This is a genomic window from Rothia sp. LK2588, assembly GCF_040946465.1.
In the GTDB taxonomy this organism is placed as follows: domain Bacteria; phylum Actinomycetota; class Actinomycetes; order Actinomycetales; family Micrococcaceae; genus Rothia.
Window position 1 is genome coordinate 256550 of record NZ_JAYWLS010000004.1, and the last position, 13699, is coordinate 270248.

Genomic DNA, 13699 nt, shown 5'->3' on the forward strand with positions numbered 1-13699 from the left:
CAGGTGCCTAACCGATAATCCCCTACGCGCCCATCTCATCGAGTTTCTGCTCAATGTAGTGCAGTACTGCACCCTGTTCGTTGGAACCGATTACGGTATCGGCAGCGGCACGCACCGCCGGGATCGCGTTGCTCACGGCAACGCCCTCCCCCGCCAGCGTCAACATCTCAAGGTCGTTGGAGTTGTCGCCAAAGGCCAGCATCTCGGAGGTATCGATGCCCTCGCGATCACAGAACCACTTCAGCGCCGAACCCTTATTCACTCCGCGCGAGACCAGGTCGATAGACCCGAAGCCCGAGGCGACGGGAACCACCTGGCGAGGCAGCACCTCGATGAGCTGCTTGAGAACGGTATCCAAATCGCGGCGTCGGGTCTGCAGCGCAAACTTGATCACGGTATCTTTGACCTCTGACGGCGACTGAATTACCTGGGTACCAGGGTAAAAGCGGTTGATGAAGGTCTTGTAATCCAGCTCCCGCGGAAACTCCGCACCCATGAAATCCAGATGTTCACGAATCAGCTGGGTGATCGGTTCGGCGCGGTCTTCAAGAAGGTATGCCCCGGAATGGGCCGAGACGATGTACCCCACGCTCGGAAAACCATCGAGAACGTCCATAATCTCGTGAACGATGGCGGTGCTGAATCCCGAGATCAAAATGTCACCCTCGACATCGTCGGCAATGTACCCGCCATTTTCTGCAATATAGGTGATGCCCCTATGGGTGAAACCTGTCATATATTGACGTAGTTTCTCTAACTGGTTACCGCTTGCAATTACAAACTTCACGCCCGCAGAATTCATGCGGGTGAGCAACCGGTCAAAATGATCACGGTCGAAAGATTTATCGGCGTCCGTCAACAGGGTGCCGTCCATATCGGTGGCGATGAGTTTGAGCGTCACCAGAGTGCCTTTCCGTCCTCCAGCCTCATTACTAGGCCGTTTCTTCGACTCTACGAGAGAATTGGATTATTTGACACACTTGTTACGTAAATTGGCGGATTAATTATTCAAAGCTAAAATTATTCTATTCATCACACTTTAACTTCATCAATTGCGCACCTTCGATCGGAGAACCGATGTTTTCCCCGCACCAACCCACCGTGCAAACCCCCATGTCCGACAAGCTGTTCTTCGCACACATTCTGCGGCACGGCCCCAGCTCTCGCGCCACCATTGCAGCCGAACATAAGCTCTCCCGCCCCACCGCGTCCGAGGCGGCCTCTCGCCTCGTGCAACGCGGGGTAATCCGTGCGCTCACCAAAGAGCCCGGCACTACAGGACGCCGCGGCCGCGTGCCCGAGCTCTACGATCTAGTGCCCGACATCGGGTGCATCCTCACCATGCGCACCGAACTGGCCCGCTTCGTGGTGAACCTCTATGATCTTCGCGGTGCCTGTCTCCACGAAGAAATCCGCCCCACCAAATGGACCGCCGACCACACTGCCATCGACCCGCTGCTTGAGGCCGTGCAGGAGACTCTGCCTCATGCCAACGGCCCGATCCTCGCCTGTGCTATGTCGGTTCTCACGACCGTCAACCCGCGCACCCAGCAGGTCGTTCTCCCCGAAGACTCCACCTTGGAGGGCAAGCCACTCGATTTCTACGGAGAACTTACCCGCTTGCTGGACTGCCCGGTACACGTCGACAGCCACATGATCTGGAGCCTGCATTCCGAGGTTCATCACGGAGTAGCAAGCTCCGAAGAAAATATCTTGACGATTCACCTGGGCAACCACATCGGATCGGCACTGAGCAACAACGGGGTGGTCTACCGCGGTGCCCACGGCCGTGCCGGTTCTCTGCGCGCACTGCGTGTACGTGGCGAACGACTCAGCCGCATTTTCCGCGAACACGGCGTGGTACTGGAAGACGACCCCGTGGGCCGAGAACTTGGTTACCTGAATATCGACGCCACCCTCGAGCGCGTGATGTCTAACCCCGAGGCCAAGAACTCACAGGAGTTCATCCATTCGATCGTGGAGGCCATCGTTAACGTCGTCTCGTTCAGCGATCCCGACGCCCTGGTGCTCACCGGTCCGATGACCGCCCACCAAGAATTCACCGCGCTACTGCACCGCCTGATCACAGATGAACTCCCCTACTCGGAGACCTCGATCTATATCAGCAACAATGGCCCCGAGGCGACCACCAACGGCGTGTACATCGGTGCTCATCAGCTAGCCTTGGCCAGCATGGGGCTCGTGCTGCCGGGACAAAAGGTTCCCGCCTACCATGAGAAGATCGAGAATGAGGTTTCGGCAGAGGAATAAGCTCCCCCTCCACCCAAGACTCTGAACACAGTAAGGGGCCCGTGCACCATGGTGCACGGGCCCCTTACGTCTGCATTTGTGGCAATCGATTCAACGGTGCCGGTGTGGTGCCTCCACTGGGACTCGAACCCAGAACACAGGGATTTTAAGTCCCCTGCCTCTGCCAATTGGGCTATGGAGGCCTACCGCCCCGCTCCCCTGGAATGGCGAGCGGGGCGGTTATCTACTATAGCGGATTAAAGCTTGGTCGAAGTCTCGCCGTCCTGAACGCCGGTTGCAACCTCGAAGGCGAGGCGCGGCTGGCGCTGGTGACGGATGGATGAGGTATCGCGACCGAAGATCTGGTTCATGGCCCACACGCTCATGACGCGAGCGGTGCGCTCCACGGTCGGGATAGCGTAACCGTGGTAACCGCGGTGCATGAGCCATGCCAGGGGGCCGCCGATGGTCTTGCCCTTGAAGTTGGCAACACCCTTCCAAGCACCCAGACCTGCAACCACACCGATGGTCTCGTGGTAGTAATCGGTCAGAGCCTCGCCGCGGCGAGCGGCCAGCAGGTTCTCGGCCAGCTTCACAGCCTGGCGGGACGCGTGCTGAGCGTTGGGCACGCAGAAGCCGCCCACGCCGGCGCCGGAGAGGTCGGGCACGGCGGCGTTGTCGCCGGCAGCCCAGGCACCCTCGACCACACCGTTGTCACCGGTCACGCGGAGGTCAGCGCCCACACGGACGCGGCCACGCTCGTCCAGGGGCAGGTCGGTGTTCTTGAGCATCGGCGATGCCTGAACGCCTGCGGTCCAGATCAGGGTGTCGGTGTCGACCTCGCCCGCGGGGGACTTGTCGGCCATGTTCATCAGCTGCAGGTGGCCGTCGGTGGCGTCCGACAGCGAGGTGTTCAGCAGAACCTCGATGCCGCGAGCGCGCAGCTCTGCGACAACCTTCTCGGCGCGATCCGCCGGAACCTCGGGCATGATGCGCGGTGCGGCCTCAACCATGACGAAGCGCAGGTCGGAGACGCGCAGGCGGTTGTTGCGCTGCACAGCCTCACGAGCCATGTCTTCGAGCTCGGAGATGGTCTCAACGCCGGCGAAGCCACCGCCAACGATCACGAAGGTCAGAGCGCGGCGACGAGCGTTGTCGTCGTCGAGCAGGGAGGCAACCTCGATGCGTTCGAGAACCCAGTTGCGAACCGAGACGGCCTCTTCAACGGTCTTCATACCGATAGCGGTCTCTGCCAGGCCCGGGATGGGGAAGGCGCGGGTGACCGAACCGGCACCGATGACGATCTCGTCGTAGGAGATGGTGAATTCGGCGCCGTCGTTGATCGGCTTGACAGTCGCGGTCTTCGCGGCGTGGTCGATCTTGGTCACATAACCACCGACGATCTCGGAGTCACGCAGGTGCTGGCGCAACGGCACGGTAGCGTTACGGCCTTCCATGGAGCCTGCGGCAACCTCGGGAAGGAAGGGCTGGTAGGTCATGTAGGGATTGGGATCAACCACGGTCACAACGCCGCCGGTTTCCTTGATCGCCTTCTGAATCTTCTGGGCAACGGTGAAGCCCACGTAACCGCCGCCGACGATGAGAACGCGGGGGCGATCTTGAGCAAGTTTAGTGAATGCCATGTTGTATTACTTCCTTGTTGAGGTGCGAACGCTGTGCGTTCTTCGCCTATGCGCTGAGAGCGCCGCTGAGGTCTCGTGACTTGAACACGCCAGAGTTGAGATAAATACACTGCAAGCGTGCGACCCTCAGTGAGCTAAGACAATTACTCATATGCTATCTTGCCACTTTTTAAGCAGTTTGCCCATTTACGCCGCCCTAATTGAACACCTGTTTGCCGAGGGCCCAAAAGCTGCCACCGAAGTCACGGACAGCCGTGGGGCCTACCGCCGACGTCCTATCTCTTTGAGCTGACTGATCGCCGTTCCGGTCAACAGGGCCACCCACAGCGCGAACCCGCCCAGCACGATGAACGGGAGAATCCCGGAGTCCTCTGCGCTTCGGTGGGCCTGCGGCGCTGCCACAGCCGGAATCGTCTCGCCGTCCTCGTGCACCGGGGTGGCCGAGGGGCTGGGCTGCTCCTCGGCGGCCTGGCTGGCTTTGCGGTGCACGCTCATCCACTGACGCATAGAACCCAGCGGGTTTTCTTGAGCGTTTTGAGAGGCTTCGTCTCCCAGTGCCTTGGCCGGGTTGATGATGCCGAAGCCGTAGAGCGGGTCGCGCCCGGGTTTGCCGGCGTCATCGGCAGACGAGATGATTCGCTGGATCACCTGATTGCCGTTGAGCTCTGGGTGCTCGGCGATGATCAGTGCGGCCAGGCCAGAGACCACCGGGGCCGAGGCCGACGACCCCGACCAGAGCGCGTACTTGTTGCGCGGCGTCGCCCCGATCATGTCTTCTGCCGGTGCCGCCACGGCGATGGAGATGCCCTCGGAAGACGACGCCCAGGACGCCTTGCGCTGCTGGTCCACGCCACCGACGGAGAGCACGCCCGGCATCGTGGCCGGCGCACCCACCTGGGTCAGCCCGGATCCTCGGTTGCCCGCCGCGGCCACGATCACCACGCCCTTCTCTTCGGCGTAGGCGAAGGCTTCGTCCCAGGACTGCGGCCAGTTGGTATCGCCGGATCCCACCGACAGGTTGATGACCTTCGCCCCGTGGTCCACCGCGTAACGAACAGCGTCTGGCAACTGCTCGTCGATCGACTTGCCGCCGGGGGTGACGGTCCCCAGCTCGAGCGAGATAGGCAGGATCTTCGCTTCGGGGGCGATGCCGATGACGCCACCGGGCTCACCCGGGCCGTCATAGGAGCCCTCGCTGGAGATCTTGTGGCCGTGCCCGGCGATCACCGAGGCGGCCAAGGTGCCGTGCTCCGGTTCCAGGCCCAGCCCCTTCCAACCGTTCTCGCTACCCACACCCGAGGCGTCGTAACCGGGCAACACGTTCCCGCTGAGGTCTTGGTGGTTACCGTCAACGCCGGTATCGATCACGGCCACCGTCACGCCTTCTCCGCGCGAGGTTTTCCAGGCGTCGGTAAAGCCGTAGCTCTCCAGCCAATACTGGCGGGAGCGGACGGCGTCGATCGCCGGGGCATCAACGGTGGGGATCGAGGGTAGCGGCGCACCGGGTTCGACCGCCTGCGCCGGGAACGTTCCACCGCACAGGGCCGTCGCAGCGGTCAACAGGGCGGCGAGCTTGAGTCGTTTCTTGGAGGAAAGGATCATGGGCAACCCGACCACCGCGCTACACCAGGGAGAGCGCGAGACCGTCGAGGATGTCCGATTCCGAGGTGAGTACGGTGGTCACACGCCGCTCGGTCAGCTCCCCCACTTTCTCGAGAATGCGCGCCCAGATGAGCGCTCCGGTACCGATGACGTCCGCGCGCCCCTCGGGGATGAAACCGAGGTCGATGCGTTGCTGACGAGACATGGCCGCTAGTTCTTGCGCGGCCTCGGCGGCCCGATCTAGGGTCAGCTCGGTGCCGTTGATGGCCGCCGCGTCGTAGCTGGTCAGGCCTAGTGCCTGGGCGGTGACGGTGGTGACGGTCCCGGCCACGCCCACCAGGCGCTGGCAAGACGCGATATCGACGGTGTGCAGCGCGGTCTCGATCGCCGCGTCCACATCGGCGATCACCGCCTGACGCTGAGTGTCGTTCACCGGGGAATCCACCGCGTGCCGCTCGGTCAGACGCACCGAGCCGATGTCCATGGAGACCGCCGAGATGATGCCCTCGTCGGTACCGAGCACGAACTCGGTGGAGCCACCGCCGAGATCCAACACCAGGGTCTTCTGGTCGTCCGCACCGACCACAGAGACGGCCCCGGCAAACGAGAGGGCCGCCTCTTCGTTACCGGTGATCACCTCGGGGCGTACTCCCAGGATCTTCTCGATACCCGAGAGAAACACCTCGCGGTTCGCGGCGTCTCGGGTGGCGCTGGTCGCGCCGAAGCGGATCCGCTCCACGCCGTATTCGCGAATCAGCGTGGCGTAGTCTTCGGCGGCGGCGAAGGTGCGCTCCAATGCCTCGTCGGCGAACCTTCCCGTGGCGTCCACACCCTGCCCCAACCGCACGATCCGGTTGTGCCGTTGCAGGTCCCGCAGGCGAACGCCGTGGTCGGCCCGTTCAACCTCGGCGATCAGCAGGCGGATCGAGTTGGTACCGCAGTCGATAGACGCAACGCGCATGGGGGCTCCTTCTAGGGGTGAGACGGGGATCAGTGGTTTATACCGTGGGTTAGGAGGCGGGGGCCGCCTCGAACCCTTCGCGCCACGCCGGATCGCAGGCGCACTGCTCCGGTGTCCAGCTCTCGGCGATGAGATCCAGGGTTTCGTCGCCGAAGGGATTGATGCCGCGGCCCACCGAGAGAGTGTGCCCCAGCACCGCATGCAAGCACTTGACACGGGTCGGCATGCCACCGGCGGAGATGCCCTCGATCTCGGGAACCTCACCGGTGCCTGTCAGCTCACGCACGCGTTCCCGCTGAGCCAGGTAGTTCTCGTGGGCGGCGCGGTAGGCGGCGGCCAGCTCTTCATCTTCGGCGATGCGGTCGGTCATCCGGTACATCTCCCCCTCGGCCTCAAAGCGGGATGCGGCGGCCGTGATCACGGGGTGCGCCAGGTAGAAGACGGTGGGAAAAGGGGTGCCGTTGCTCAGGCGCGGCGCGGTGGCCGCCACGAGCGGATTGCCGCACACGCAACGGGCAGGAATCTCGGCGACGTCGCGCACCGGGCGGCCCAGTTGCTGCGAGAGTACGTGAATATCCAGGGGGGTGGGAGTGCGGGTTTGGTCGGTTACGCCAAAGCCCTGCGGGGTTGCGGTTTCGCTCATGGTGTCCTTCAGTACGTTGTCTGGTTAGGGTGCGGAAGTCGGGGTGGCCGCCGGGGTTTGCCCCGCAGCTCCGGACGCCGCCGGATCGGTGGGGTTAGCGGAGGCAGAGGGATCGGTGTTCAGCTCATTGACGTTCAGCTGCGACTGGGTTTTCTGGCGTCCGTCCAGGGAGGATTCCTGGAAGGAGTTCCAGAGGTTGTTGGTCCAGCTCTGCTTCGGGGCTGTAGCCGCCGCTGCGGAGGTGTCGTCGGCGAGGCCTGAGGTGAAGTCTGTACCGGTGACGAGGTAGGGGGTCTCCCCCTCGCTGATGTAGTGCAGGCGGTCGCGGGCCTGTTGCTTCACGTAGTTGTCGTCCTGCCACCACGACAACTCCGTCTGCAGTTGTTGGTTCTCCCCCTGCAAGCGGGAGATGTTGTCACGCACCTGATTCATCTCAGCCTGCTGTTTCAGTAGCGAGGAGAGCGGGGCGTAGGCGGCGATCACGATGAATGCGAGCACCGCCGCGACCAGCAGGAACCGCCCGGAGAACATATGCGCGGCCACGGGCTGCGGGCCGTTCCCCTGTTGAGGACGCTTGCGGTCGCCCTGTTCTGCGGGGCGTACCCGGCCGGCGCGTCCGTTGGGGGCGGGGGTAGCCGAGCGCCGGGCACCGAAAAACTCCGAAAACTTTCCTGCGCGATTGCGGGCCGGGCGTCTGGTCCGCGAACCGGCGGCGGTCTGGCGTGGTTTCACCGGCGACTTCCTTTCGGCAGGGTTCGACTTCTGTGCCGACATTCTACCCGTTTTCGCTGAACGCCCCAGCCAGGGGTATGCGGCGGTCCCCTTAAAGCGGTGAGGCGCCCACCGTCACCGGGTGGGCGCCTCACGACTTCAGCTCACGGCCCCTACACGGGCCGCATCCCTGCGCTTACTTGGTGAAGCGGGGGAAAGCAGATTTGCCAGCGTAAACGGCTGCCTCGCCGAGCTCTTCCTCGATGCGCAGCAGCTGGTTGTACTTGGCAACGCGCTCCGAACGGGCCGGCGCACCGGTCTTGATCTGGCCGGCGTTGGTAGCCACAGCCAGGTCTGCGATGGTGACGTCTTCGGTCTCACCGGAGCGGTGCGAAACCATGCAACGGTACTGGTTACGCTGAGCCATCTCCATGGCATCGAAGGTCTCGGTCAGCGAACCGATCTGGTTGACCTTCACGAGCAGGGCGTTAGCGGCCTTGATCGAGATGCCCTTAGAGAGGCGCTCGGGGTTGGTCACGAAGAGGTCGTCACCGACGATCTGAACCTTGTCGCCGATTTCGGCGGTCAGGCTCTGGTAGCCTTCCCAGTCGTTCTCGTCGAGGGGATCCTCGATGGAAACCAGCGGGTACTTCGCGACCAGGTCTGCGTAGTACTGAGACATTTCTGCCGCAGACTTCTGGGCACCCTCGAACTCGTAGGAGCCGTCCTTGTAGAACTCGGAGGATGCGACGTCCAGCGCCAGCGCGATCTGCTCACCGGGCTTGTAACCGGCCTTCTCGATCGCTTCGATGATGAGGTCCAGCGCAGCAGCGTTGGACTCGAGGTTGGGTGCGAAACCGCCCTCATCGCCAAGACCTGTGGCCAGGCCGCGGTCGTGCAGGACGGACTTCAGGGCGTGGTAGGTCTCCACGCCGGCCTGCAGAGCCTCGGAGAAGGTGTCGAAACCGATCGGGGCGATCATGAATTCCTGGATGTCAACGTTGGAGTCGGCGTGCGATCCACCGTTGAGGATGTTCATCATGGGAACGGGCAACAGGTGTGCGTTGGGGCCACCGAGATACTTGTACAGGGGCAGGTTTGCCGACTGCGCTGCGGCGTGGGCGACGGCCAGGGAGACGCCGAGGATGGCGTTAGCGCCGAGCTTGCCCTTGTTGTTGGTGCCGTCGAGAACGATCATGGCCTTGTCGATGGCGCGCTGGTCGTCCGCGTCGAGGCCGATGACCTCTTCCGCGATCTCTTCGATGACAGCCTCAACCGCACCGAGGACGCCCTTGCCCAGGTAGACGCTCTTGTCACCGTCGCGGCGCTCCACGGCTTCCCACTCACCGGTGGATGCACCGGAGGGAACAGCGGCGCGACCGAACGAATCGTCATCGAGCAAAACCTCAACCTCAACGGTGGGGTTGCCGCGCGAGTCGAGGATCTGACGAGAATGTACAGCGGTAATTTCAGCCATGAAAACGCTCCTTAGAAGCTGGACGATAGTGGCTTTGTAATGACTCGGACCGCGCCCGCTTGCGGAGGCGGCTAAAACGAGTCAACCAGTACTGCCTATACTAGCAAACCCCACGTAAACCAAGCCATATGATGCAATTCTAGCGTTAAATAACAGGCCACAGCATGGAAAATCACAGGTAAAACCACCATTTACCACATAAAACTACATGACTCGTTTACACCGCGCCCACTCCAGCCTCTACCCTCATAATCCTTCTTACATTTGTATAACTATTCAAAAACACGCCGAAACACGCCGTAAATATAAATTTTTCTCATGATGTGGTCGGGGGCTTGCCGCTTCTGAGATTGACCCTCGATGCGCTATATGTCACATAAGTTCTCAACAACCTTAAGGCAAGATCGGAGATCTGAGCACTCCAGATCACCCAAAGCCCAAAATATACATTGCCCAATTGGACTAATTTCATACATGAAGGCGCACCGAAGAAGTTACGCCTTCCCTTACCAAATATGGCAAGGACGATCCCACACCCACCGGTCTATACGGCCGACTAAGGATTGTCATGAGTTCCATCTCTTCTGAAAGGTCGGTTGCCTCCCCGGAGACAACCACAGGAGCAAAGCCCGGCGGGCTATCGCTCATAGCGCTACTTGCACTCGTCGTCGGATCGATGATCGGCGGCGGCATCTTCTCCCTCCCACAAAACATCGCCGCAGCAGCAGCGGCCGGACCCACCATCATCGGTTGGATTATCACCGGCATCGGTATGATCTGCCTGGCACTGGTTTATCAATTCCTCGCCGCACGCAAACCCGATCTGAACAACGGCATCTACGCATACGCCCGTGCCGGGTTCGGCGACTACATGGGCTTCAACTCGGCCTGGGGTTACTGGCTCTCGGCACTCATCGGCGACGTCGGATACCTCGTGTTGATCTTCTCAACGATCGGCAAATTCTTCCCGATTTTCGAAGGTGGCAACACCATCCCGGCACTCATTTGCTCCTCGCTTTTGCTTTGGGGAATCCACTTCATGATCCTCAGAGGCGTACAAACCGCGGCAATGGTCAACCTCATCACCACCATTGCCAAGATTGTCCCCCTCTTTGTATTTATCGCGCTGTGTCTCATCGGTTTCAAGTTCGACCTGTTCGCCATGGATTTCTGGGGTCAGAACTCCGGCCTCGGTAGCGTGCTCGAACAAACGAAAAACATGATGATGGTGACCGTGTGGGTCTTCATCGGTATCGAAGGCGCCTCGGTCTATTCCACCCGCGCTAACAAACGTTCGGACGTCGGTAAGGCGACCGTTATCGGCTTCCTCTTCGTGCTGGCCATCCTCATCGCGGTGAACCTTATCTCACTGGGCATCATGCAACGCGCCGAGATCGCCGACCTGGCCGATGTCTCCACTGCAGACGTCCTCGCCACAGCAGTCGGTCCCTGGGGTGCATGGTTCATCAGCATCGGTGTGATTCTCTCGGTGCTCGGCGCATTGCTCTCCTGGATCCTGCTCTGCGGTGAGACCATGCAGGTCCCCGGTTCCGACGGCACCATGCCTAAGGCCCTAGGTCGTCTGAATAAGAACGGCGCCCCCGCCAATGCCCTGTGGGTAACTAACATCCTGACCCAGCTCATCCTCATCGGAACCTTCTTCTCCGAGGATATCTACCTGGCGATGGCTACCCTGGCAGCCGCGCTCATCCTCATTCCTTACCTGCTATCGGCCCTCTACGCCTTACTCATCACCATCCGAGGTGAGGGTTACGCCAACGAACCCAAAGCTCGTACCCGCGACATGCTGATCTCCATCGTTGCCACCGCCTACGGCATCTGGTTGCTGGTCGCAGCGGGAATGTCCAATCTCGCATTGACCGCGTTGCTCTACCTGCCCGGTGTCATCGTCTATATCTGGGCAAAACGGGAACACGGTGAGCGCAAATACTTCAAGTCCTACGAATGGGTTATCGTCGCGGTCTTCGCGGTCGTAGCCGTCTACGCCATCGCCCAGATGGCCTCAGGTAACCTCTCCCTCTTCTAATACTTCATCCCTTCGAACAATCTCACTGATAAAGGAGAATGATCCCCATGGCACAGAACACAACCCCCATCGGCGCTTGGTCCGAGGTCGGCAACCTCCGACAAGTCATGGTTTGCACCCCCGGTCTGGCTCACCAGCGCCTGACCCCTACCAACTGCCACGACCTGCTCTTCGACGACGTCCTGTGGGTTCAGCGAGCCCGTGAAGACCACGCAGTCTTCGTCCAAGCCATGCAAGACCGAGGGGTAGAAACCCTCGAGATGCACGACCTGCTCCGCGACGTATTGGACATCCCCGAAGCCCGCGAGTGGATCCTGCAGCGCAAACTGGCCCCGAACCTGGTAGGGCTGGGAGTCGACGAAGAGCTGCATAGCTGGCTCTCCGAACTGCCCTCGATGGAGCTGGCAGAATTCCTCATCGGAGGCATCGCCTACTCCGACCTGCCTGCAGACTTCAAACGCAGCGCTACCTCGGCACTGGCCAAGGTCTACACCTCGACCTCTTTCATTTTGCCCCCTCTGCCCAACACTCAGTTCACCCGGGATACCTCGGCATGGATCTACGGCGGCGTCTCGCTGAACCCAATGCACTGGCCGGTTCGCCGCCAGGAGACCCTGTTGGCTACCGCGATCTACACCTTCCATCCGAAGTTCGCCGACCAGCAATTCAACATCTGGTTCAACGCGATCGACCAGGACAACGGCCTGGCCACCCTCGAAGGCGGAGACATCATGCCCGTCGGTAACGGTGTGGTGCTTGTCGGCATGTCGGAGCGCTCTTCGTGGCAGGCGATTACCCAGCTAACCAAGAACCTCTTCGCAGCCGGCGCCGCCAACCACGTGATCGTTGCGGCTATGGGCGAGGATCGCGCGTCCATGCACCTGGACACCGTATTCAGCTTCTGTGACCGTGACATCGTCACTGCCTTTGCCGACGTAGTCGACAAGATCAAGACCATCTCGCTCCGCCCCGATGACCGGGCCCGCGGTTTCTCCGTGACCATGGAAGACAAGCCCTTTGTGGACGTGGTCGCCCGTGCCTTGAACCTCAAAGAGCTGCGCGTTATCCCCACTGGTGGATCAAAGTTCGACGCTGAACGCGAACAGTGGGACGATGGCAATAACGTTGTTGCGCTCTCCCCCGGCGTGGTGGTCGGTTACGACCGCAACATCCACACCAACGCCTTGCTCCGCGAGGCCGGCATCGAGGTCGTGGAAATCCCCTCGGGTGAGTTGGGTCGCGGCCGCGGTGGCGGACACTGCATGACCTGCCCCATCACCCGCGAGGCCGTCGAATACTAAACCGAAAACGTTTTCTTCCGCATTTTCAACTTCTCAAAGAAAAGGAAATTATCATGGGTTTCAACCTGCACAACCGTCACCTCCTCTCGCTGACCAACCACACCGAGAAAGAGATCCGCTACCTGCTGGACCTCTCCCGGGATCTCAAGCGCGCAAAGTACGCAGGCACCGAGCAGAAGAACTTGGCCGGTAAGAACATCGCGTTGATCTTCGAAAAGACCTCCACCCGCACCCGTTGCGCTTTCGAGGTGGCCGCCTACGATCAGGGTGCCAACGTCACCTACATCGACCCGACATCTTCGCAGATCGGTCACAAGGAATCGATGAAAGACACCGCTCGCGTGCTGGGCCGCATGTACGACGGCATCGAGTACCGCGGCTTCAAGCAGGAGGTCGTTCAGGAGTTGGCTGACTACGCCGGCGTCCCCGTCTTCAACGGCCTGACCGACGAGTTCCACCCCACCCAGATGCTCGCTGACGTGTTGACCATGCTCGAGCACGCCGAAAAGCCGTTGCACCAGATCAGCTACGCCTACGTTGGCGACGCTCGCAACAACATGGGTCGTTCCTTGCTGATGATCGGCGCCAAGCTGGGCATGGACGTCCGCATCGGCGCTCCCAAGGCCCTGCAGCCCGAGGCCGATTTCATTGCGCAATGTGAGGAATGGGCCAAGGAGTCAGGTGCGAAAATCACGGTCACCGACTCCGCTGAGGAGGCTGTGGACGGCGTCGACTTCATCCACACCGACGTGTGGGTTTCCATGGGTGAGCCGATCGAGTCTTGGGGCGAGCGTATCGATATGCTCAAGCCTTTCCAGGTCAACAAGGAACTCATGGCCGCAGCTAACAACCCGCGCGTCAAGTTCATGCACTGCCTGCCCGCTTTCCACAACTCGGAAACCAAGGTTGGCGCGCAAATCGCCGAGCAGTACCCCGAATTCGCCAACGGCATCGAGGTCACCGAGGACGTCTTCGAGTCTGCGCAGAACATAGCCTTCGATCAGGCCGAGAACCGCATGCACACCATCAAGGCGATCATGGTCGCCAGCCTGGGCTAAAACCTA

Annotated in this window: 11 protein-coding genes and 1 tRNA gene; 4 read left to right on the forward strand and 8 right to left on the reverse strand. The window is 61.0% G+C overall.

The features are described 5' to 3' along the window. Positions 1-22: 22 nt before the first annotated feature. On the reverse strand, positions 23-901 hold the full coding sequence (locus VVR12_RS09800; protein WP_368551058.1) for an HAD family hydrolase: 879 nt from the start codon (positions 899-901) through the stop codon (positions 23-25). Between the two features lie 176 nt (positions 902-1077). Here VVR12_RS09800 and VVR12_RS09805 point away from each other — a divergent pair, with 176 nt between their 5' ends. Next, positions 1078-2271, forward strand: coding sequence for an ROK family protein (locus tag VVR12_RS09805; protein WP_368551059.1), 1194 nt, complete (start codon positions 1078-1080; stop codon positions 2269-2271). 105 nt (positions 2272-2376) lie between these two features. Here the strand turns inward: VVR12_RS09805 and VVR12_RS09810 are convergent. The 7 genes from VVR12_RS09810 to eno all read right to left on the reverse strand — a co-directional run bounded on the left by VVR12_RS09810 (position 2377) and on the right by eno (position 9287). Further along, a tRNA-Leu gene (locus VVR12_RS09810) sits at positions 2377-2453 on the reverse strand. A gap of 54 nt (positions 2454-2507) precedes the next feature. Continuing rightward, positions 2508-3893, reverse strand: coding sequence for an NAD(P)/FAD-dependent oxidoreductase (locus tag VVR12_RS09815; RefSeq protein ID WP_368551060.1), 1386 nt, complete (start codon positions 3891-3893; stop codon positions 2508-2510). Between the two features lie 261 nt (positions 3894-4154). Continuing rightward, complete coding sequence (locus VVR12_RS09820; protein WP_368551061.1) at positions 4155-5495, reverse strand: S8 family serine peptidase; 1341 nt, start codon at positions 5493-5495, stop codon at positions 4155-4157. Between the two features lie 19 nt (positions 5496-5514). Further along, the gene (locus VVR12_RS09825; protein WP_368551062.1) at positions 5515-6456 is read right to left on the reverse strand and encodes an exopolyphosphatase; all 942 of its coding nucleotides are present in this window, start codon (positions 6454-6456) and stop codon (positions 5515-5517) included. 49 nt (positions 6457-6505) lie between these two features. Beyond that, positions 6506-7099 (reverse strand): DUF501 domain-containing protein, encoded by a 594-nt coding sequence (locus tag VVR12_RS09830; protein ID WP_368551063.1) that lies wholly within the window; start codon positions 7097-7099, stop codon positions 6506-6508. A 24-nt stretch (positions 7100-7123) separates the two neighbouring features. Beyond that, entirely contained in the window at positions 7124-7831 is a 708-nt protein-coding gene (locus tag VVR12_RS09835) for a septum formation initiator family protein (RefSeq protein ID WP_368551064.1), read from the reverse strand. 175 nt (positions 7832-8006) lie between these two features. Further along, on the reverse strand, positions 8007-9287 hold the full coding sequence (eno, locus tag VVR12_RS09840) for a phosphopyruvate hydratase (RefSeq protein WP_368551065.1): 1281 nt from the start codon (positions 9285-9287) through the stop codon (positions 8007-8009). Positions 9288-9855: 568 nt separating this feature from the next. Between eno and arcD the strand changes: the two genes are divergently transcribed. The 3 genes from arcD to VVR12_RS09855 are packed head-to-tail and all read left to right on the forward strand — an operon-like array spanning position 9856 to position 13693. After that, entirely contained in the window at positions 9856-11334 is a 1479-nt protein-coding gene (arcD, locus tag VVR12_RS09845) for an arginine-ornithine antiporter (protein WP_368551066.1), read from the forward strand. 47 nt (positions 11335-11381) lie between these two features. After that, complete coding sequence (gene arcA / locus VVR12_RS09850) at positions 11382-12635, forward strand: arginine deiminase (RefSeq protein WP_368551067.1); 1254 nt, start codon at positions 11382-11384, stop codon at positions 12633-12635. Between the two features lie 53 nt (positions 12636-12688). Beyond that, positions 12689-13693, forward strand: coding sequence for an ornithine carbamoyltransferase (locus VVR12_RS09855; protein WP_368551068.1), 1005 nt, complete (start codon positions 12689-12691; stop codon positions 13691-13693). The last annotated feature ends 6 nt before the right edge of the window (positions 13694-13699 follow it).